At 39.9% G+C, this 19,189-nt stretch carries 21 protein-coding genes and 6 pseudogenes; 11 read left to right on the top strand and 16 right to left on the bottom strand.

The window, feature by feature from the left end; genetic code table 11:
- Positions 1-857: 857 nt before the first annotated feature.
- Positions 858-3,007 (top strand): annotated as a pseudogene (locus AC5JMF_RS19985) (protein kinase domain-containing protein).
- Positions 3,008-3,102: 95 nt separating this feature from the next.
- Positions 3,103-3,435 (top strand): prevent-host-death protein, encoded by a 333-nt coding sequence (locus AC5JMF_RS19990; RefSeq protein WP_495797469.1) that lies wholly within the window; start codon positions 3,103-3,105, stop codon positions 3,433-3,435.
- 145 nt (positions 3,436-3,580) lie between these two features.
- Here the strand turns inward: AC5JMF_RS19990 and AC5JMF_RS19995 are convergent, their stop codons facing one another.
- On the bottom strand, positions 3,581-3,823 hold the full coding sequence (locus AC5JMF_RS19995; protein ID WP_495797470.1) for a DUF6887 family protein: 243 nt from the start codon (positions 3,821-3,823) through the stop codon (positions 3,581-3,583).
- Positions 3,813-4,028, bottom strand: coding sequence for a DUF6888 family protein (locus AC5JMF_RS20000; RefSeq protein WP_495797489.1), 216 nt, complete (start codon positions 4,026-4,028; stop codon positions 3,813-3,815). The genes AC5JMF_RS19995 and AC5JMF_RS20000 overlap by 11 nt, the downstream gene beginning before the upstream one ends.
- Positions 4,029-4,058: 30 nt before the next feature.
- On the opposite strand from AC5JMF_RS20000, the pseudogene AC5JMF_RS20005 reads away from it, so the two are divergent.
- Both AC5JMF_RS20005 and AC5JMF_RS20010 read left to right on the top strand, forming a co-directional pair.
- Positions 4,059-4,415, top strand: a pseudogene (locus tag AC5JMF_RS20005) (Rpn family recombination-promoting nuclease/putative transposase); the annotation flags it as partial.
- 213 nt (positions 4,416-4,628) lie between these two features.
- Positions 4,629-5,045 (top strand): annotated as a pseudogene (locus AC5JMF_RS20010) (Rpn family recombination-promoting nuclease/putative transposase); the annotation flags it as partial.
- Between the two features lie 8 nt (positions 5,046-5,053).
- Here AC5JMF_RS20010 and AC5JMF_RS20015 read toward each other — a convergent pair.
- From AC5JMF_RS20015 to AC5JMF_RS20025, 3 genes are all read right to left on the bottom strand, one after another.
- On the bottom strand, positions 5,054-5,263 hold the full coding sequence (locus tag AC5JMF_RS20015) for a hypothetical protein (protein ID WP_495797471.1): 210 nt from the start codon (positions 5,261-5,263) through the stop codon (positions 5,054-5,056).
- Between the two features lie 285 nt (positions 5,264-5,548).
- Positions 5,549-5,872, bottom strand: coding sequence for a transcriptional regulator (locus tag AC5JMF_RS20020; protein ID WP_495797472.1), 324 nt, complete (start codon positions 5,870-5,872; stop codon positions 5,549-5,551).
- The gene (locus tag AC5JMF_RS20025) at positions 5,844-6,362 is read right to left on the bottom strand and encodes a type II toxin-antitoxin system RelE/ParE family toxin (protein ID WP_495797473.1); all 519 of its coding nucleotides are present in this window, start codon (positions 6,360-6,362) and stop codon (positions 5,844-5,846) included. The genes AC5JMF_RS20020 and AC5JMF_RS20025 overlap by 29 nt, the downstream gene beginning before the upstream one ends.
- A 104-nt stretch (positions 6,363-6,466) precedes the next feature.
- Between AC5JMF_RS20025 and AC5JMF_RS20030 the strand changes: the two genes are divergently transcribed.
- From AC5JMF_RS20030 to AC5JMF_RS20045, 4 genes and pseudogenes are all read left to right on the top strand, one after another.
- On the top strand, positions 6,467-6,766 hold the full coding sequence (locus AC5JMF_RS20030; RefSeq protein WP_495797474.1) for a hypothetical protein: 300 nt from the start codon (positions 6,467-6,469) through the stop codon (positions 6,764-6,766).
- A 68-nt stretch (positions 6,767-6,834) separates the two neighbouring features.
- A complete protein-coding gene (locus tag AC5JMF_RS20035) occupies positions 6,835-7,110 on the top strand; it encodes an addiction module protein (protein WP_495797475.1) in 276 nt (91 codons plus the stop codon).
- Positions 7,094-7,369, top strand: a complete 276-nt coding sequence (locus AC5JMF_RS20040; protein ID WP_495797476.1) for a prevent-host-death protein — start codon at positions 7,094-7,096, stop codon at positions 7,367-7,369. The genes AC5JMF_RS20035 and AC5JMF_RS20040 overlap by 17 nt, the downstream gene beginning before the upstream one ends.
- Positions 7,370-7,558: 189 nt before the next feature.
- A pseudogene (locus AC5JMF_RS20045) lies at positions 7,559-7,714 on the top strand (group II intron maturase-specific domain-containing protein); the annotation flags it as partial.
- On the opposite strand, the pseudogene AC5JMF_RS20050 reads toward AC5JMF_RS20045, so the two are convergent.
- The 5 genes and pseudogenes from AC5JMF_RS20050 to AC5JMF_RS20070 form a co-directional block, all read right to left on the bottom strand.
- Positions 7,715-7,990: pseudogene (locus tag AC5JMF_RS20050) on the bottom strand (helix-turn-helix domain-containing protein); the annotation flags it as partial.
- Between the two features lie 61 nt (positions 7,991-8,051).
- A pseudogene (locus AC5JMF_RS20055) lies at positions 8,052-8,180 on the bottom strand (Uma2 family endonuclease); the annotation flags it as partial.
- Between the two features lie 47 nt (positions 8,181-8,227).
- A complete protein-coding gene (gene argS, locus AC5JMF_RS20060; protein WP_495797477.1) occupies positions 8,228-9,994 on the bottom strand; it encodes an arginine--tRNA ligase in 1,767 nt (588 codons plus the stop codon).
- Between the two features lie 220 nt (positions 9,995-10,214).
- Positions 10,215-11,891: a DUF6798 domain-containing protein gene (locus AC5JMF_RS20065; RefSeq protein ID WP_495797478.1), complete on the bottom strand. Its 1,677-nt coding sequence runs from the start codon at positions 11,889-11,891 to the stop codon at positions 10,215-10,217.
- A gap of 81 nt (positions 11,892-11,972) precedes the next feature.
- The gene (locus AC5JMF_RS20070) at positions 11,973-12,938 is read right to left on the bottom strand and encodes a glutathione S-transferase family protein (protein ID WP_495797479.1); all 966 of its coding nucleotides are present in this window, start codon (positions 12,936-12,938) and stop codon (positions 11,973-11,975) included.
- A gap of 31 nt (positions 12,939-12,969) precedes the next feature.
- Between AC5JMF_RS20070 and AC5JMF_RS20075 the strand changes: the two genes are divergently transcribed.
- Positions 12,970-13,113 (top strand): hypothetical protein, encoded by a 144-nt coding sequence (locus AC5JMF_RS20075; protein WP_495797480.1) that lies wholly within the window; start codon positions 12,970-12,972, stop codon positions 13,111-13,113.
- Between the two features lie 14 nt (positions 13,114-13,127).
- Here the strand turns inward: AC5JMF_RS20075 and gatC are convergent, their stop codons facing one another.
- From gatC to AC5JMF_RS20090, 3 genes are all read right to left on the bottom strand, one after another.
- Positions 13,128-13,418, bottom strand: coding sequence for an Asp-tRNA(Asn)/Glu-tRNA(Gln) amidotransferase subunit GatC (gene gatC, locus AC5JMF_RS20080; protein ID WP_495797481.1), 291 nt, complete (start codon positions 13,416-13,418; stop codon positions 13,128-13,130).
- A 74-nt stretch (positions 13,419-13,492) separates the two neighbouring features.
- Positions 13,493-14,014, bottom strand: a complete 522-nt coding sequence (locus tag AC5JMF_RS20085) for a photosystem I assembly protein Ycf3 (RefSeq protein WP_495797482.1) — start codon at positions 14,012-14,014, stop codon at positions 13,493-13,495.
- Positions 14,015-14,383: 369 nt separating this feature from the next.
- Entirely contained in the window at positions 14,384-15,055 is a 672-nt protein-coding gene (locus AC5JMF_RS20090) for an SOS response-associated peptidase (protein WP_495797483.1), read from the bottom strand.
- 209 nt (positions 15,056-15,264) lie between these two features.
- Here AC5JMF_RS20090 and AC5JMF_RS20095 point away from each other — a divergent pair, with 209 nt between their 5' ends.
- The gene (locus AC5JMF_RS20095; protein WP_495797484.1) at positions 15,265-15,900 is read left to right on the top strand and encodes a glutathione S-transferase family protein; all 636 of its coding nucleotides are present in this window, start codon (positions 15,265-15,267) and stop codon (positions 15,898-15,900) included.
- Positions 15,901-16,011: 111 nt separating this feature from the next.
- Here the strand turns inward: AC5JMF_RS20095 and AC5JMF_RS20100 are convergent, their stop codons facing one another.
- From AC5JMF_RS20100 to AC5JMF_RS20110, 3 genes are all read right to left on the bottom strand, one after another.
- Positions 16,012-16,239, bottom strand: coding sequence for a DUF167 domain-containing protein (locus tag AC5JMF_RS20100; protein WP_495797485.1), 228 nt, complete (start codon positions 16,237-16,239; stop codon positions 16,012-16,014).
- Positions 16,211-16,633, bottom strand: coding sequence for a ribosomal maturation YjgA family protein (locus tag AC5JMF_RS20105; protein ID WP_495797486.1), 423 nt, complete (start codon positions 16,631-16,633; stop codon positions 16,211-16,213). The genes AC5JMF_RS20100 and AC5JMF_RS20105 overlap by 29 nt, the downstream gene beginning before the upstream one ends.
- A 143-nt stretch (positions 16,634-16,776) precedes the next feature.
- Positions 16,777-17,328 (bottom strand): DUF2231 domain-containing protein, encoded by a 552-nt coding sequence (locus tag AC5JMF_RS20110; RefSeq protein WP_495797487.1) that lies wholly within the window; start codon positions 17,326-17,328, stop codon positions 16,777-16,779.
- A 389-nt stretch (positions 17,329-17,717) separates the two neighbouring features.
- On the opposite strand from AC5JMF_RS20110, the gene AC5JMF_RS20115 reads away from it, so the two are divergent.
- The gene (locus AC5JMF_RS20115; protein WP_495797488.1) at positions 17,718-18,773 is read left to right on the top strand and encodes a hemerythrin domain-containing protein; all 1,056 of its coding nucleotides are present in this window, start codon (positions 17,718-17,720) and stop codon (positions 18,771-18,773) included.
- Positions 18,774-19,189: the final 416 nt, after the last annotated feature.

Here is a 19,189-nt window from a genome sequence, read left to right on the forward strand (position 1 = left end):
GCCGTAGGCTTTACGCTGACGCTCGTACCGACGCTCGATGACTCGCTAACGCTACTGCTGACGCTCGAGGACTCGCTACCGCTTCGCTAACGCTAACGCTATCGCGGACTCGCTACCGCTGCGCTAACGTAATTAAGTTTTGTAATGGGGATTTGACCCCAACCTCACATGTTGCACCTGCCAGTGTAAATAATGAGTCTGCCGCAATAAAGTTATAAAAATTACATATCTATTTGTCTCTGCATTTAGTCCATTTCTAATGGACTTTTGCTATAAGACAGGGATTTACAATCCCTGGCGGTAGAGAGCGAAGCCGAACAATTAGGTAAGTTTTGCGACTGACAGTTTGAAAGGTGCAAGATCTGAGCAATACAAAACTTGCCGATTATAGAACCGGGGGACTTAAACCCACGGAACTAGTTAAAGTTTAGGAATGAGCAGCAATAGGTTGTATCAGCCATCCCATAGTTAACAGATAAACCAGTGGTTTTAGTAGATATTTTTGCTATATTTCAAAAATAGCTGAATTACGTCTGATGTGAATTAGGAATACCGTTGATGAATGCAACAATAGCCCTCATCTCCCAACCTCTTCTCCCAAGTGTGGGAGAAGAGGAGCAATTTCAAAGTCCCTCTCCCAAACTGGGAGAGGGATTTAGGGTGAGGGCAAAGATTTATGACATCAGCAAGACCAATTTTTCCCAACTTAATTCACATTAAACGTGAATTACATTTTTTCATAACTAGTAAAGCTTTTGCCCCGGAACAAAATAAATAGTCTTTTATTTTGCGGTTTCTACCAAGAGTGGGATGTGATTAAGCGATAATAAATACATTTCCCCACAGAAGCACAGTTTATGATCTGCTGCCTGAATTCAACTTGCCACAATCCGCCCAATCCTGATAGCACAATGTTTTGCACAAACTGCGGCGTCGGATTGGTGGTGTTGAGAAACCGTTATCGCCCAATTAAATCATTAGGTGGTGGGGGATTTGGTAAAACTTATTTGGCAGAAGATATCGACAAACTCAATGAGCATTGTGTCATCAAGCAATTTGCACCGCAAGTACAGGGAACAGGCGCATTAAATAAAGCCACCGAACTATTTGAACAAGAAGCCAAGCGACTGCAACAGTTAGGCAGACATCCCCAAATCCCCACACTGTTAGCCTATTTTAACGAAGATAATCGCCTGTATTTGGTGCAGGAGTTTATTGAGGGGCAGAATTTATTAGTTGAATTACAACAGCAGGGAATTTTCAACCAGCAAAAAATCAAAGAATTATTACTCGATTTATTAGAAATTCTCAAGACAGTTCATCAACAGCAAGTCATTCACCGCGATATCAAACCAGAAAATATCATTCGTCATAGCGATGGCAAGTTGGTACTAATTGACTTTGGTGCATCCAAGCAACTGACCATGACAGCAATGCCTCGTTCAGGAACACTGATTGGTTCTTTGGGTTATGCACCAGTAGAACAAATGCAGAGAGGTGAAGCTTTCCGAGCGAGTGATTTATATAGTGTTGGTACAACTTGCTTTCATCTGTTGAGTGGAATTCACCCTTGGGAACTTTGGCAACAACATAATTACGGCTGGGTTGCTAATTGGCGACAACATTTACAGCAAAGCCTGAGTCAGGATTTGCGGCGAATACTGGATAGATTGTTGCAAGAAGAATACCAAAAGCGTTATCTGTCAGCCGAGGAAGTTTTACAAGATTTAAATCGTTTAAATCCCTTACCACGTTCGGCAAAGTCACCAGTAAAAGCAAAAGCATGGCCACAAAGATCACTCGCAGGTGTGGCTATTATTCTAGGGGGATTAGTATTAACCCAGTTGATTGGTTATGTTCGCTATGGCTTATTTCCAACTAATCCCATATCTGTAATTGCTAGCAAAGATAGCGATGTTTTCTTAACCCTCTTTTGTCACTATAGGCAGAGGAAAAGTAGAAATCAGGGTGACTCAGGGATATAAAAATTGAACTGGTGACAGGGTTAAAAAGAACTCTAACAGGGCATTCTAGCCCGGTTCATTCTCTCGCCATTAGCCCAGATGGCAAAACCCTTGCCAGTGGTAGTAATGACGATACCATCAAACTGTGGAATCTCTCAACAGGAGAACAAATCCGCACCCTCACAGGGCATTCTGGCTCGGTTAATTCTGTCGCCATTAGCCCAGATAGCAAAACCCTTGCCAGTGGTAGTGCTGACACCACTATCAAACTTTGGAATCTGACAACAGGAAAGCAAATCCGCACTCTTACAAGTCATTCTGACTCGGTTAGGTCTGTTGCCATCAGCCCAGATGGCAAAACCCTTGTCAGTGGTAGTGCTGACAACACCATCAAATTATGGAATCTCGCAACGGGAGAGCAAATCGGCACCCTCACTGGGCATTCTTCGCGGGTTCGTTCCATCGCCATCAGCCCGGATGGCAAAACCCTTGCCAGCGAGAGTCTTGACGGAACCACCAAATTGTGGAATCTGGCAACAGAAAAGCTAATCCACACCCTTGAAGGGTCTTCCAGCAATATTATCATCAGTCCAGATAGTAAAACCCTTGCCGAAGGTAGTGGTGAAACAATCAAACTGTGGAATGTGCAAACAGGAAAGCTAATCCGTACCCTCACTGGACATTCTAAATCGGTTGATTCCATCGCCTTCAGCCTAGCTATAATTAGATTTCCGGTTGAGATACCTGAAGTTAATCAAGTTTTTATTCCATTTCCCGGTGACATGCCTAAAGTTAATTATGTTCGTTCCGTCACTATCAGCCCAGATGGCAAAACCCTTGCCAGTGGTAGTGATGACAGCAGCATCAAACTTTGGAATCTGACAACAGGAAAGCTAATCCGCACTCTTACAGGTCATTCTGAGCAGGTTAATTCCGTTGTCATCAGCCCAGATGGCAAGACCCTTGTCAGTGGTGCTGGTGACGCGCTTGGCCGCACTGATGGTAGTGATGACAATACCATCAAAATTTGGCGGCTAAAGTAGTGAGTGCTGAGTTAGGAGTTTTGAATATTTAGCTAGACACAGAAAAAGTCACCTAAACTAAAATCAAAATGACCTGCTACTAAATCTGAAAACAAATGAACTGGAAACTTGACGAAGCACAACAAAAACTGCCCGAGGTAATTGATGCTATTGCATCGGAACCTCAATTAATCTTCAAGCAGGACAAATTAGTTGCTGCGATTGTAGAACCTAAACTTTTTCAAGACTTCCTTGCTTGGTATCAAAAACAAAAAGCCTCTTCCCTCGCAGATGCTTTTGTAGAACTACGTCAAATCTGTGCTGAAGAAAATTATATTTTAGAGACACCTGCACGATATAGCGATAATAGTATCCCATTTGCTGCGGAAATGAATGTAGAGACGCGAAATTTCGCGTCTCTACAAGGTTTTTGGGTTACGCACAGTTAATTTCACCAGATGTCTATGGGATAATTTATGCCATCAGAGAGCAGCACATTTTGATAGTTGCAGTCATGCATCTTCAGCGTCAGCCAAATTACCGGACTAATAAAATCTGATATGAGATAGTTCGTTTTTGTCAATTTAATTATCTTTAAGATTCATTTTCCTCGTGGCTATTTCCTGCATCAATTCTCTGTCTAATCGCTTCTTCAATTATGTGATGATTTTCTTCTATTGGTTGACCGTCTTCAGTAAACATTGACGGATATATAATTGCTTGAGAGTCAGGAGTACGCCGACTAAATAGAATTTCCAAAGCTTCTATATCTTGCCGATGAGCAAGCACATATGCTCTTAATTCTTTTGTGGACATTTGGGCAAAATTAGGTTTCATTGACAAATCTCCAAGTTCCATCACGAAATACAAGGATTTGCAGTTCATCACCTGCTAAAATAAACACATTGCCAGTTATGTCGCTAAAACGAAATAGCTGAATATCCCGGTAGAAATTAGATAAATACTGGCAAATAATAATACACATAAGTGCTTGCCGGGTTGTAGGATATATAGTGTTTTCCTCAATTGTGACATAAATAATATAAGTCCTACAGTGACACAAAAACCGAAGGTGAAAACCGACAGCATATTTTATCGCCTATTTCAAGAACTCCCCAGCATCTTTTTTGAACTGATTGGCAATGCTCCCGAAACTGCCAACATTTACCAATTTGCGTCAGTTGAAGTCAAGCAAACAGCTTTGAGAATTGATGGTGTATTTCTGCCCATCCAAGATCAACAAGTGCCGATTTATTTTGTCGAGGTTCAGTTTCAACCAGACACAGAGATTTACTGGTGCTTAGTCTCTGAAATTTCTTTATACTTACGCCAAAATAGACGCAAAAATCCTTGGCGAGGAGTGGTAATTTATCCCAGAAGAGATATAGATATAGGTGAAAAAGAAGATTTCATAGAATTCTTCCACAGCTAGCGAATCAGTAGAATTTACCTAGATAAATTAGTAGGACTTACGCACTGTACAAAATAACTATCTTGTGTATCAACGTAAATACGTTGTTTCAGGCTTTTGTCAATCACCCTTGATTGGGTGCGATCGCTAAAATTTCATTGAAAAATCTAGCTATAAGCCTTGAAAACTATACCTGTTATTTTGACTTTTCTGTGAATGCGTAAGTCCTAATTAGGTTCAGCTGCATCCTTACCAATAGGCATTGCTACGATAAAATTAGTAATAGAAGATGAAGACACAGCCATTAACAGCGCCAAGGAATTAATCAACCGCACTCAGCAAGCAGTAAATTTACAACTGCCACAACAACAATTACTAGAATTAATAGAGACAATTCTAGTTTATAAATTTCCGCAAATGAGTCGAGAGGAGATAGAAGCAATGTTTGGTTTAAGTGAATTGAAGCAAACGCGGGTTTATCAAGAAGCTAGAGAAGAAGGGGAACAAAAAGGTAAACAAGAAGGACGTTTAGAAGCAAAATTAGAAGCCATCCCGAAACTGTTAGCACTGGGTTTAACCCAAGAACAGGTAGCACAGGCTTTAGACTTAGATATTGCACAAGTTCAGCAAGTAGCACAGCAAAAATAGTCTTAAAATTAAAGAGAATAAAAGCTACTTTGACGTTCCAAATCTATATCCACACCAAATAGAGGAGAATTTTGGAATAATTCAACTAAATTTTTCGATTCTGTTTTGGGGTACTGCTTTTCTATTTGTCTAGTCAAATAATGGATTAATTGTATCTTTTCTTCTCTGCTTAAATTATCAATTTCTTTTAATAACATCTTCACGGGTAAATTGCTCATTTTAATATTTCTATTAATAAACAGATTTATTTACCGCTAATTATAGCATTACCAATTAGGATATATAATGTTTTCTTCAGAGTCGGCGTATTAGTATAATTTACTCAGATGAATTAGGCGAAGTTACTTTAATTCCTGGCGAACAGGTATTGCGAGAGCTACGTTCTCGGAGTAAGTAATGGCGTATGATTTTCATCCTGATGCCAAACAGGAATTAGATGATGCTGTTGCTTACTATGACAATATCAGCCGCGAGACGAGAGGCAAATTGGTACAAACTTAAGTTTATGATTCTTTCTCTACAATCCCAATCCTATAGCCTAGAGCATCTAAAAACTCAATTAAAGCCAAAATTTCCTGACCACCAGTTTCTACAAGCATTTTATCCAACTTTTCAAAATGCTGTTGTCCAACCTCTGAAAAATCACCTAATTGTTTTCTTGCTTCTACAACTTCTTCTAGTGTCAATCGCAATAAATTTGCATCATATCCTTCTTCATCCAATTCCAACATGACGCTAATATAACCAGCAGCACGTTCTGGGTTTTTCAAAGATTCAATTAAATATTCTCGATAATGCCTACTTCTTTGGGTTTTGACTTCGCTCATAATCTCTCCAATATTCCTTTGCTTTCTCAATATCTTCGTCTTGAGTGTTTTTTATACCATCACACAAAAGGAGTATAATTAAGTTTCCATCTTGTCCAAAATATACGCGATAACCAGGCCAGTATTGAATTCTTAGCGCAAAAACACCCTCTCCAACTGATTTATAATCTCCTAAATTCCCGGACTGTACTCTTGTAAGTCTTTTCTCCATTTTATCTATTGCCCTATGATCTCGTAAAGAATCAAGCCAGTTAGCAAAAGGTTCTTTTCCTTGTTCTGTTATATAGTTTTTAATTTCCCGTGGCTGCGCTTCCATACCTGAGTTTGGTATATTTTGTCCCCATTTCGATAATTTTACGATCATACTTCGTCTGAGACATCGTAGCGCGATGCCTGCGGCGGTAAACTCGTCAACGGCATTATGATATTTACCGCTCTTTAGTTGGCGTTGTAGCAGGGCTTCTACCTCTGGGGACAAAAAGATTTGCATGGAATTTTTTCAGAGTCAGGATTAACTCGATTGTAAGCGGTAAGCGCAGAACAGCAAAAATCGTCTTAAAATTAAAGGAACTAAAATCTTTATTCACGCAAATCATGACTGACCAAGAACTCAAGCAACTGATTGAAAGTAATGCCAGAACTGCTCAAGCAATGCTTGATTCTATGGTAGAAGCAAGGCTAGAACGGGAAGAATTGCGCGAGGGTATACAAGAACTTCGGTCAGGGTTTACACGATTAGAAGATATTGTTGCTAGGTTAACTACTGTTCAAGAGGGTATGACTAACTTGTTGGCATCCCTAGACAATGACCGTCCTACTATTTTGAGAAAGCTGAATACAATTGAGAATAAAGTTGATAGGTTGCTAGAAAAAAGTGAAGATAGTAATCTATAAATACCGTCAATTACAAACAGAAAAAGTAATTTAAACTGAAATTAAGATTATTTACTCTGGGAAAAAATATGGCTAACACCTATGACAAAATCTTCAACACTGCATTGTCTTTACCTCCAGGGTTAAGAGCAATGCTTGCTGAACATTTATTTAAAAGCCTCGATGCTGAAAATCAAGTAGAAATAGATGCTATTTGGGCAGAAGAAGCAGAGAACAGATTTCAGTCTGTTGAACAAGGCGAAGTTAATTTAATTCCTGGTGAACAAGTATTGCGAGAGCTACGTTCTAGGAATAAAGTTATAATTAATCATCTAACTTATAAAACAAATGAACTGGAAACTTGACGAAGCACAACAAAAACTGCCCGAGGTAATTGATGCTATTGCATCGGAACCTCAATTAATCTTCAAGCAGGACAAATTAGTTGCTGCGATTGTAGAACCTAAACTTTTTCAAGACTTCCTTGCTTGGTATCAAAAACAAAAAGCCTCTTCCCTCGCAGATGCTTTTGTAGAACTACGTCAAATCTGTGCTGAAGAAAATTATATTTTAGAGACACCTGCACGATATAGCGATAATAGTATCCCATTTGCTGCGGAATAGAGCTTTCTCTGCGATACTAACATGCCGCATAGCCAGTTTTCCTTATGGAATAATTTATGCCATCAGAGAGCAGCACATTTTGATAGTTGCAGTCATGCATCTTCAGCGTCAGCCAAATTACTGGACTAATAGAATCTGATACGAGATAGTTCATTTTTGTCAATTTAATTATTCTTAAGATTCATTTTCTACAAAGCTTTTCGTCAGAAGGTCAAGCAAATCGTCAACAACTCGAATTACGGCGCTCAGGTCAAAGCCCAAAAGCTTTCCCCGATAGTCAGAGGATGGAGGAATTACCACAAGTTCTGCAAGATGGATGGTTCACGCTTCTCGCTGTGGTTCCTATAATATTTCTATATACCTATCTGTGGCTTTTTTATGGTTTCCCTTCATCCTCTCATCTTTTAGGCTTTCCAGATTCTCTGGGTCTCCATGTACACACCAATATGATACTTTATTTAAAGAACAACCCAAAAATTCTGCTATGTTAGCTTGTGTTTTTCCATCATTAAGCAACAAGAGAATTAGTATTCTTTCTCTTATTTCTCCATTTTCTTCCAGTTTTAAAGCTTTTTGTAGCTTCTCTGTTTGCTGGGAAGTTAAATGATTTTTTGCTGGCATTATTCCATGTTTTGACTGAATTCGGCTTTCTATTATACCCTATTTAAATGCTGAACAGCTTAGTACTATGTTCCCCCTGCGGCGTTGGTTTTTGCGTAATTTTACTATCTATATACTCACTAGCAGGCTTGGTTTCTGGTAACTTAAGAAACTCTGCTAAAGTTATGTTTTTTAGTGGTGTTTGTACCATGCGATCGCCTCCCAAAAAAGTGCAATTTTATTCATTCAGACGCAATTTTACATCCTTTCTAATACCTGAATTCCTAATAACGATAATCCTAATTTCAAAGTTCTCGCTGTTAAATCACATAAAACTAAGCGAGATGTTCGCAGAGGTTCTTCTGCACTCAAAACTGGTACGCCTTGATTGCGGTCATAAAATACGTTAAACTTTTGGCTCAGTTGAAATAAGTAATCACAAAGCCGATTTGGTAGTAAATCTTGTTCTACAGTACTAATCACTTCGCCTAGCTGAAGTAAGCACTTTGCAAGTCCTAATTCTGTTTCATGTTCTAACAGAACTTTGGCATTATTTCCCAACTCTTCAAAATCAATCCCACCTTTGCGACTAATACCCTGAATCCTGGCATAGGCATACAACATATAAGGTGCAGTATTGCCTTTAAGATCGAGCATTTTGTCGTAGCTAAATATATAGTTACTAGTACGATTTTGGCTTAAGTCGGCATATTTGACCGCACTGATCCCAACCACCTCAGCAACATGTTGAATGAATTCTTCAGTTTCTTTGCGTTCTTCTTCCTTTAATCTTACTTCTAAATCTGCACGGGCACGAGCGATCGCTTCATCCAACAAATCCTGTAACCGCACCGTATCCCCAGAACGAGTTTTGAACTTTTTACCATCTTCCCCCAACACCAAGCCAAAGGGGACATGCACCAGTTCTACATCATCAGGCACCCATCCCGCTTTCCGCGCTACTTGAATGAATTGGGCAAAATGGTTAGCTTGTCCAGCATCTGTAACATAAATTATCCGCTTGGCTTCATCTTGCTGAATTCGGTAGCGCAAGGCTGCTAAATCTGTGGTGGCATAGTTATAGCCGCCATCAGATTTTTGTACAATCAAGGGTAGAGGTTCGCCTTCTCTGTTTGTAAACCCTTCTAAGAAAACACACTTTGCGCCCTGGCTTTCTACCAGCAACCCAGTTTTTTCTAAATCCTCTACAATTGTCGGCAGTAAAGGATTGTAAAAAGATTCGCCTCGTTCTGTGACTTTCACATCCAGCAGGTCATAAATTTTCTGGAACTCTTGCCGCGACTGTTCGCACAACAACTTCCAGGCGTGGAGTGTGTCTTCTGCACCTGCTTGTAAGCGGACGACTTCTTGCCGGGCCGTTTCTTGGAAAGCTTCATCCGCATCAAACCGCAGTTTGGCTTTGCGGTAAAAGGTAACTAAATCACCAATATCTAAAGCATTAGCGGTAGTTAGGGCTTCTGGGTAAACTTCTCGCAGATAAGCGATTAACATCCCAAATTGAGTACCCCAATCACCAACGTGATTTAATCTCAGAACATCGTGACCCTGAAATTCTAAAATTCGGGCGATGCTATCTCCAATAATTGTGGAACGCAAATGTCCGACGTGCATTTCTTTGGCGATATTCGGACTGGAGAAATCGACAATTTCCCGCTTTGGCATTTTCGCTGCTGGAATTCCTAAGCTGGAATCTGCTTGTATCGCTTTGATGTGTGCTTCCAGGTATGCTGTTTTCAGTTGCAAATTAATAAATCCAGGCCCGGCTATACTCGGCAGTTCGCAGATTTCTGAGACATCTAGATTTTCGACTATAGCAGAGGCGATCGCTCTTGGTTGTTTTCCTAACTTTTTACTTAATGACAAAGCAACATTCGCCTGATAATCACCGAATCTAGGATTGCTAGCAGTAACTAAAATCGGGTCTACCTCTGCAAAGTCAGCGCCAAAAGCAGCCACTAACGCCTGTTTAAATTGGAGTTTTAGTTGTTCTTGTGTAGCGTTCATACTATAAATGTTATCTGTTTGCGCGAGTAATGGGCTGCTTGAGGATTGAATATTCCCAAAGGCTTGATTATTTTAGCCTATTAGCTTTAGCGTGGAGCGATCGCACCGATTGATTTTTTTCTCAGAGGCTGCAAGATACCCGACTTTTGGAAAAAGTCGGGTATCTGACCATCGTTACTAGTTCCAGTGGTGAGGCCTGCGGGAACATTAGTGCAGCAATTTATTTTTCTGTTTTGTGGTAAATAATATACTTGGAATTACGATATACAATCGACAAATCTAATTCCTGTTTCACACTAGCTACAAAATATTCAGCTTGATACTTAGTCAATAAAAAATTCACCTGAGCAGTTGTTAAAGAGTAATACTCACTATCCAGTAATTTTGGCAGATCAAATCCTGCTTTGTTGATTTTAAACTCCTTATCCTTACTAAAAACTGGCAAAATAGAAGTATTATTACCACTCAAATCCCTCATGCGTTCATACCACTCAGGTATTCCCAACTTATTTTGAGGGATAAGTTTATATTTAGCTATAGTTGGACGCTCTGCTATCCATGTAAAACTATCAAAAGTACCTGGAGGAGTTATGACAATAGTATTTTGAGGGGTGTGGTTTTTAACCCAACTGTATAATGATTTTTGCTCAGGAAATACTTGTTGTGGTCTGCTGGGAAATTCATTTAAGCTAAATAGTTGGGCTTTAAATGTTTTGATTGGCTTGATAAGTAAAAGGCTCAACAGTAAGATACTTCCAAGTAATACTAATTTTCGTTTCTTGCTACCAAAACTATGCTCTAAAGCACATGCAAACAGTAAGCAAGTGTTAAGTGGCAACATCACACCACCTACGCGAAAGATATGGTATTGTAAAATACTACCAGAGGAGTTAAAAGGCGCGATCGCCACTCCTAGCATAAAAAGTACTAGGCTAATTAATGTAAACTCAGATAGTCGCACACACGCTATGTACTGCTCAGAAGTAAAGTTTTTATTTTCATCACTACTTTGAAAGACGCGTTTGAGTAGTTTAATACTGATAAATAGTACTGCTAAATATACAATCAGCCTTACCCACCAATCCCAAGACCAAGATAGAGGATTGAGATGGTGAGGTAATCGGACAAAAACATAAACTAAAGAAGCAGGGATAGAACCTTCAGAAGCAGGTATTAGTAATTGATCTAATACAGATTTAACAGAAAAAGAGCTAGTTATTAAGTAAATAAGAAAGATTGTTCCCAGAGTTCCGACATTCATCTTATGAGCATTCCATCTCAGAATCAGCAAACCTATGATAATGAGAAATGACCAGCCCCCTGCTAAGACATGAAATGAGGTAGCTAATCCCAACATCAGAGCCATCCAATAATAGCTTCTCTTTAACATGAAGCTAAGCGCTATTAATACAAAACCATAGCTAAGTACCTTGGGTTGAATTCCTGACACTATCAGTTCACCAGCCGCAAAGTTTTGACACGTCATGAACGCAAAAATAGCTAATAATAGCAACGGTAAACTAAGACCCAGTTTTCTTTTGATCAATATCAGTCCTAATGCAATCAAGCAGTAGCACAGTATTCGACCTACAATAGAAGTGATTAAAAAACCCCAAGCTACTATCATCTGACCTACCACAATCTGGAATAAGAGTCTATAACTTGGTGGCTGATTGAGATACCAATCTCCTAAAATCCAGTTAGAGGCGACGTATTGTTTAGCTGCTGGGAAGATATCAATTTCATTTGCTCTATAAACATTTTTATCTAGCAATTGCAAGATACACAAAAGTGCTACTACTGTCAGAATTTCTAGCCCTATCTTGTATATCTTTGACCTTGAATCAGAATTTAGCGGCTTCCAATTCAAAGATAATATCCAGTTTGGTATGAGCATTGTTTATGGGATAATGCAAGATTTTATATTTTTACATCACCCTGGTCTAATCATTAAGAGAACTGTGAAATTATGAAGCATTTACCCATTGCGATCGCGGTTATGGGGCGCATCAAAATCAATTAACGGGCCTTTTGGTACAATCCGGGTAGGATTAACCTTGGGATGGCTTCTGTAATAATGCCGTTTGATATGGTCAAGGTTACAAGTTTCTTTAACTCCCGGCAGTTGATAAAGTTCTTTGAGATAATTCCATAGATTAGGATAATCTATAATCCGGCGTAAGTTGCATTTGAAATGCACATAATAAACTGCATCGAAGCGAAACAAGGTAGTGAACATACACCAGTCTGCCTCGGTAATTTGGTCGCCACAAAGATAGCGTTGATTACTTAATACTTGCTCCCAATAATCAAGAGCCGTAAATAATTCCGTTACCGCTTCATCATAAGCTGATTGAGTTGTAGCAAATCCTGCACGGTATACACCATTATTAATTGGTTGGTAAATAGCATCAATTGTCTCATCAATTACTTGTTGCAAATCCTTTGGATAAAAGTTGATATCTTGTTTACTGAAAACATTGAATTCTGTATCTAACATCCGGATGATTTCGCGGGATTCATTATTAATAATTGTTTTTTTATGAATATCCCACAAAACCGGAACTGTTACCCGTCCGCTATAGTTGGGGTTAGCTTTGAGATAAATTTGCCAAAGATACTGGGCATCATTGATCGTATCAGGAATGCTCCCTGGTTCATCAGAAAATTCCCAACTATTTTGATCAATTTCCGCAGCAACTACCGACAAACCAATCACATCTTCTAGTCCTTTTAACTGCCGCATAATTGCTGTGCGACAAGCCCAAGGACAAGCCCAGGAAATGTATAAATGATAACGATCTGGCTCAGCTTTAAATCCACTAGAACCATCGGCTGTAATTCGATTGCGAAAAGTCGTTGATGGTCGGATAAATTTACCTTGTGAGTCTTCTTGATCCCGTTGAGATATCCACTGACCATCTTTTAGAATTCCTAAACCCATAGTTTTCTCCTTGGTTAAGGTGCATTAACGAATGACTAATGACCCTACGGATGACGCTCCTACGGACGCTCGTACCGACGCTCGTTCCTCGCTACCGCTGCAAAGATCGCTAGTCGCTCATGGAGGAAACCCGCCCACGGGGGTGGCTCCCCAAGACCGCATAGCTCAACAATGACGAATGACTAATGACTATTCAGCATTCAGAATTTTTGGTACTTTAAAAAATTCGCCTTCCTGTTCAGGTGCGCTGTTGAGGATATCTTCTCGGTCAGGATAGGGTTGTAGTTCATCCTCTCGCGTCACATTACTGACATCAATTGCCCGTGTGGTCGGAGATACATTGCTAACATCGAGTTCATTAAGTTGCTCGATATAGTCAAGAATATTTCCTAATTGGGTTGTAAACTGCTCCTCTTCTTCTGGAGTCAATTCTAAACGAGCAAGATTTGCTACTTTACGTACTTGTTCTTGGTCAATCATAAAATTGTCATTAGTCTATTGGTCATTGTTCATTAGTCATTAATCCTTAGCAAATGACAAAGGACTAATGAGGACTAAAAGAATACGTCAATTTGCGATCGCCCAGTTGTTTTTAACCAGTTTTGGGCTTCAATGTAGTTATTGGGAGCCATACGAATCGCTCTAATCCAATAGTCTGCTGCTTGGTCAAATAATGCTTCGCCACCGTCGTTATCGCCTGCCTCTTTCGCTTTTTCCCCTTTGTAGTGATAAATCACGGCAATATTATTCAAGGCTTGGGGTAAGCGTGGATTCAATTCAATCGCTTGGTGATACAGTTCTAAAGCTTTGTCATGGTCGCCGTTGCTGGCATAGATGAGTCCCATATTGTAGAAAATATAGCTCTTATCGTTGGTATCTTCCTCTAGTGTTAGGGCTTCCTCGTAATATTCCAAAGCTTCGGCATATTCACCTTCTGCCTGCGCCGACATGCCATCTCGGTAATAAACAAACGCTTCCTTGGCTTTTCTATTCGTTGGCAGAATCTTGAGGATAATGTCTGCCATGACTGTAAAGGATTTGTCAATGAAGTTATCGTTTTTTTGTGTTCTTGGCATATGTTTGGGGACTGGGGACTGGGGATTGGGGATTGGGGACTGGGGATTGGGGACTGGGGACTGGGGATTGGGGAATGGGGATTGGGGACTAGGAAAAACTTTTCTCTAGTCCATAGTATACAGTGCCAGTCCCTACTCCCGGTCACTGAGCGAAATCGAAGTGCTACTCCCCACTCCCCACTTGATAGGTGTAGATATTTTACATTCAGTCTGAAAAAGCCTAATTTTCTGTTCCGAAATCTTTCCCCGCGTCCCCGCGTCCCCGCGTCCCCGCCTCCCCGCGTCTCCGCGTCCCCGCGTCTCCGCGTCCCCGCGTCGTTCAAAGCGCAAAATATTAAAAACCTACACCTGTCAGCTACTCCCCACTCCCTATTCGCCAACAGGCACGATGCACTCCGGCTGGTTATGCCGAGGGCTATTCACCAAGGTGCTAACCGGGTGGGCTGCCATGGCTGGCGCTGGATAGGGACGCAATAGCGACTGTAGTACCTCGGCTGTTTTTACTTGCGGATCTAGCCATAAATCGTAATCTTGTGGCTGGAGAATTACAGGCATGCGATCGTGGATGGGTTGCAGTAACTCGTTAGCGGTTGTAGTCAAAATTGTACAAGAGGTTATTTCTTCGGTAGGAGATTGCCATTTCTCCCACAACCCTGCAAAGACAAATGGTTGCCCATCTTGAAGACGAAAATAAAACGGCTGCTTTTTACTTTGTTGTTTTTGCCATTCATAAAAGCCATCAGCCAGCACTAAACAGCGTCTTTGCTTGAAAGCTGATCGAAAAGCTGGTTTTTCAGCAACGGTTTCTGATCTGGCGTTGATTAGCTTCGCCGCTATCTTGGAATCTTTAGCCCAAGAGGGAATCAACCCCCAATATAAATGCCGAAATTCACGCTTGCCATGATCGGGATTATGTAACACTGTTGCTACTAATTGCGTAGGTGCAATGTTATATTCGGCAACAAAATCCGGAACTTCCTCAATATGAAAGAATTGAGCTATGGCGGTTGGTGGTTGGCTTAAAGTGAATCTTCCACACATACTTTTATTCTCGACCACTAACTAAAACTAACATCAAATACTAGGAATAAATAATACTTTAATAGCTTGATTTTTATTTTTTCAGATAATTCTGTGTTGCACTTAAACGCTCAATAAAAAAATATATATCCGGTTTGTAGAAAATCATTTGGTAAGATATTGTATTTTAAAGCCTCAATTTTCAACACATTCCTCACTATTTATTTGATATGGAAATGCTACGTTTGTACGATTTTTTACCCTCCGGCAATGGTTACAAGATACGTCTTTTATTGACACAGCTTGGTATGCCCTTTGAGCGAGTAGAGGTTAATATCTTAAAACAAGAGACTCGAACTCCAGATTTTTTAAGTAAAAATCCTCACGGTAAGATTCCAGTTTTGGAAATTGAACCAGGGAAATACTTAGCAGAATCTAATGCTATATTGGTGTATCTGAGTGAATGCACAGAATTCTTGCCATACGATCGCTTTTTACGAGCGCAAGTTCTGCAATGGTTATTTTTTGAACAATACAGCCATGAACCTTTTATTGCTACATCTAGATTTTGGATTTCTATTTTAGGGAAGTCTGAGGAATATCACGAAGCAATAAAGCATAAACGTGAACCCGGTTATGCAGCACTTAAGCTGATGGAAAAGCATTTAACCGCGCACACTTTTTTTGTGAATGAGCGTTATACAATTGCGGACATTGCTTTATTTGCTTACACCCACGTTGCCGATGAAGGTGGGTTTGATTTAACACAATTTCCTGCCATCCAAGCTTGGATAGAACGGGTCAAAGCTCAGCCAGGGTATATTAGCATCACACAAGAATCAACATTGTGCTTGACGAGTCTTTGATACTAGTATTGGGGAGTATATTCTTGAGAGTATGATTCTCATTCCTAAAAAATTCCAGTACTTTAAAAAGTATTACTGGTGAGTAGACTAGTAACCAGAAAAACATCAAACTTAAGCATTTGTATCAATCTCAATTAGTTTTTGTCGAGAGAATAAACCGGACTTAATTCTGATACAGGATTTGGATACATCAAATTTTTCAGCTAGTAGTTGAATTAACTCTTCATTAGCTTTGCCGTTTACAGGAGGCGATTTCAAATACACAGTCAAGCTACCATCAGGTTGTTCTGCAATCTTTTGCTGTTTTGAATTAGGTTTCACCTTGACTTTTTTTTGCATGACCTATTTTGTGCAATTGTTGCAACCACAACCAACCTAATACACAACCTAATGCGTAGTGAGGAAAATCCCACCAAGCAAAGGTGGTACCAAGTAACCATTTACCTATTAAAGTAGTGCGAATTTCTTTTAATAGTGGCGGATGCCAAAGTTGCAAAAACTCCAATATACAGGTAACGATAAAAACTCCTACTGGGATTTGGATGATCGCTGCTTGAGTTCTATTAAACCAGAATGCAAACAAGCACCAAAATATTTCATAAATTACAGCAGCGACGTAATTGTTAAACCATTGATGAGCAGGCCCAGTGTAATACTTAAATAAAAAGCCCATCGGCACTGTGATGAACACAGAGATGAGTATCAATATTGTTTGCTGACGATTGCGAGGCATTTAATCAAAGCTAAAGACTATGGAGATTTTAGCCTTTGGGAATGGGGAATTGGGAATCGAAACGCAAAGATACAGGGACGCGCAGACGCAAAGAAAATATCCCCCTCATCTCCCTCATCCCCCTCATCTCCCCAGTCCCCAACTTACGGATATCTTCTACTACCAGCGCCAACTACACCAATTTTGTGACGGTAGGAGAGTTCAGCACCAAACCAGCCGGAAACGCTAGTTAATGTACCGACAATGAGTGAGATTAGTAGCCCCCAAGGTAATATTCTTGATTCAGCGTTGCCCACACGCAAAAGAAAGTTAACGAGTGTCAAAGTTAGAATAGAAACGTTAAGAATTAAGTGCGCCCAGCCGGCGGTACGCTTGCGGACTCGTTCAATTTTTAAGAAGTCACTGATACCAATTAGGGAAGCGAGGATACCTCCTGCTAATCCCAGCCCGATTAGCCACAGGGAGGCCCTAGCCCAGAAGAAATCATTAGTTAACCAGTAACCAACATCGCTTCCCAAGGCGGCGGCTAAAAAGGCTATGGGGAAGATGACACTCAAAGGATGTAAGGGATGTCCCGCGATTGCAACTGTGCTTGGTACACCGGTATCAACATACTCTCTATCATCACTCTCAATAATTGGTGGGATATTTGGGAAAGGTGTTGAGGTTGTTTGTGAGGTTTCTGTAGTTTCCATAATTAGTGTTCTCTGTATTAAGCGGAAGAAATTTGTTGAAAATAAACTTCGGGTTGCAATGTTAATTTGAATTTTGAATTTTGAATTTTCTAATCAGCGCCTGTTCTCAAATTCCAAAGTTTTTTGGCATTATTACTTAATTTCCTAACTTTTACTATCTTTGAGATAATCTAAATAATTAATCATAAAATTTTATCTATCTGACGAGGGAGTCGCAGACTTGATATTTGTCTATCTAAAAGAGTAGATAAAAAATTAAAAATAAATATTCTATTTTTCTATCCTGAGTCACGAAGGCAATCGCTCAAAAGTATGAGGGAATATCACTAGTTATTGTGCCAATCTAAAAGAGGCAATAATTCCGAATACTTTTTCGAGGAGAACTAAAGATGGTATCTACTTTAGATGATACAAAACGTAACGCTATTGCCGTTAAATTGGCAGACATGAAAGCAATACAACAGTTGCTAATTAAAAATGAGCAGTTGTTTGCGAGAGAATCTAACGATTCAGAAATCTCTAAACGCTTTCAGGATATGCTCAATGACGATCAGAAAAACCTCGGTGTTTTAGAAACTGTAATCGTTCAGTATGGCATTCAAGGACAGCCTAAAAACACTCTTCAACAAATGGTTCAAAAGGTTCAGGAATTAATGCAAGGTTCTGAACTAAGTCTGTATGAAAAAGTATTTCAGCACGAATTGTTAAAGCATCAACAAGTGATGACTGGCTTGACAATTCACAAGGCAGCACAAAAAGTAGGTGCTGATGTGATGGCTGCTATTGGGCCTTTAAATACCATTAATTTTGAGAACCGTGCCCATCAAGAGCAACTCAAGGGTGTTTTAGAAATCTTGGGTGTTCGTGAACTAACCGGACAAGATGCAGACCAAGGAATTTGGGCACGAGTTCAGGATGCTATGGCAGCATTTAGTGGTGTAGTGGGTAGTGCCGTTACCCAAGGTGCTGACAAAAAGGATATGAATATTCAAGATGTCATCCGTTTGGATCACAATAAAGTGAATATTCTCTTCACCGAATTGCTGCAAAGCAACGACCAACAAAAGATTCAAGAATACTTCGGTCAAATCTATAAAGATTTGAGTGTTCATGCTGAAGCTGAAGAAGAAGTTGTTTACCCGAGAGTACGTTCTTTCTACGGTGAAAATGACACCCAAGAACTGTATGACGAACAAGCTGAAATGAAGCAGATGTTAGAGGAAATTAAGGCTATTAGTCCTTCTTCTTCTCAATTCAAAGATAAAGTCAGACAGTTAATGGATGCAGTTGGCGACCATATTCGTCAAGAAGAAAGCACCATGTTTGCTGCTATTCGTAATAATTTGAATACTCAGCAAACTGAGCAGTTGGCTACAGAATTCAAAGCTGCTAAGAGCAAGATTCAAGAAAGAATGGGCAAGCAAACTGAAGGTTCTTTGAGATAGGTTAATTAAAAGGGACTGGTGATTAGGTACTGGGTATTGGGTATTGGGTTAAAAACGGAAAGATTATAGTTACTGAGCGTAGCCATTCGCAAGGAACTATGAAAATATTTCTTTCCCACTCCGTACTCCCTATTCCCTACTTTCAAGAAAGGTCTAATGATTGAGGGGAGGATATGCGATCCTCTCCTCAATCAGTATTTTATTTAATTGCGAATTATGCCTCATTTAGCTGAATATATGATTCATCTACTTAGGTAACAATTATTGCATCATCTGTCTGTAGGTATCATCATTGAATAGGTTCAGGAAAAGCTGGAAACCTATTTTCAAGGCTCACAACTTTAAACCCCAAAACAAATTCGGCGTTGCATAATTGCGGGATGATTTATCGGGCTACGCCCCGCTACGCTAACACG

It is taken from the genome of Desmonostoc vinosum (assembly GCF_059505385.1).

Excerpts from the sequence above, each read along its gene's own strand:
- gatC (WP_495797481.1), bottom strand. The coding sequence starts at position 13,418 with ATGATTGACCAAGAACAAGTACGTAAAGTAGCAAATCTTGCTCGTTTA.
- AC5JMF_RS20065 (WP_495797478.1), bottom strand. The coding sequence starts at position 11,891 with ATGCTCATACCAAACTGGATATTATCTTTGAATTGGAAGCCGCTAAAT.
- AC5JMF_RS20025 (WP_495797473.1), bottom strand. The coding sequence starts at position 6,362 with ATGCAAATCTTTTTGTCCCCAGAGGTAGAAGCCCTGCTACAACGCCAA.
- AC5JMF_RS20100 (WP_495797485.1), bottom strand. The coding sequence starts at position 16,239 with ATGCAAAAAAAAGTCAAGGTGAAACCTAATTCAAAACAGCAAAAGATT.
- AC5JMF_RS20030 (WP_495797474.1), top strand. The coding sequence starts at position 6,467 with ATGACTGACCAAGAACTCAAGCAACTGATTGAAAGTAATGCCAGAACT.
- AC5JMF_RS20020 (WP_495797472.1), bottom strand. The coding sequence starts at position 5,872 with ATGAGCGAAGTCAAAACCCAAAGAAGTAGGCATTATCGAGAATATTTA.
- AC5JMF_RS20070 (WP_495797479.1), bottom strand. The coding sequence starts at position 12,938 with ATGGGTTTAGGAATTCTAAAAGATGGTCAGTGGATATCTCAACGGGAT.
- AC5JMF_RS20075 (WP_495797480.1), top strand. The coding sequence starts at position 12,970 with ATGACTAATGACCCTACGGATGACGCTCCTACGGACGCTCGTACCGAC.
- AC5JMF_RS20035 (WP_495797475.1), top strand. The coding sequence starts at position 6,835 with ATGGCTAACACCTATGACAAAATCTTCAACACTGCATTGTCTTTACCT.
- AC5JMF_RS20105 (WP_495797486.1), bottom strand. The coding sequence starts at position 16,633 with ATGCCTCGCAATCGTCAGCAAACAATATTGATACTCATCTCTGTGTTC.
- AC5JMF_RS19995 (WP_495797470.1), bottom strand. The coding sequence starts at position 3,823 with ATGAAACCTAATTTTGCCCAAATGTCCACAAAAGAATTAAGAGCATAT.
- AC5JMF_RS19990 (WP_495797469.1), top strand. The coding sequence starts at position 3,103 with ATGAACTGGAAACTTGACGAAGCACAACAAAAACTGCCCGAGGTAATT.
- AC5JMF_RS20015 (WP_495797471.1), bottom strand. The coding sequence starts at position 5,263 with ATGAGCAATTTACCCGTGAAGATGTTATTAAAAGAAATTGATAATTTA.
- AC5JMF_RS20115 (WP_495797488.1), top strand. The coding sequence starts at position 17,718 with ATGGTATCTACTTTAGATGATACAAAACGTAACGCTATTGCCGTTAAA.
- AC5JMF_RS20090 (WP_495797483.1), bottom strand. The coding sequence starts at position 15,055 with ATGTGTGGAAGATTCACTTTAAGCCAACCACCAACCGCCATAGCTCAA.
- AC5JMF_RS20110 (WP_495797487.1), bottom strand. The coding sequence starts at position 17,328 with ATGGAAACTACAGAAACCTCACAAACAACCTCAACACCTTTCCCAAAT.
- AC5JMF_RS20095 (WP_495797484.1), top strand. The coding sequence starts at position 15,265 with ATGGAAATGCTACGTTTGTACGATTTTTTACCCTCCGGCAATGGTTAC.
- AC5JMF_RS20040 (WP_495797476.1), top strand. The coding sequence starts at position 7,094 with ATGAACTGGAAACTTGACGAAGCACAACAAAAACTGCCCGAGGTAATT.
- argS (WP_495797477.1), bottom strand. The coding sequence starts at position 9,994 with ATGAACGCTACACAAGAACAACTAAAACTCCAATTTAAACAGGCGTTA.
- AC5JMF_RS20085 (WP_495797482.1), bottom strand. The coding sequence starts at position 14,014 with ATGCCAAGAACACAAAAAAACGATAACTTCATTGACAAATCCTTTACA.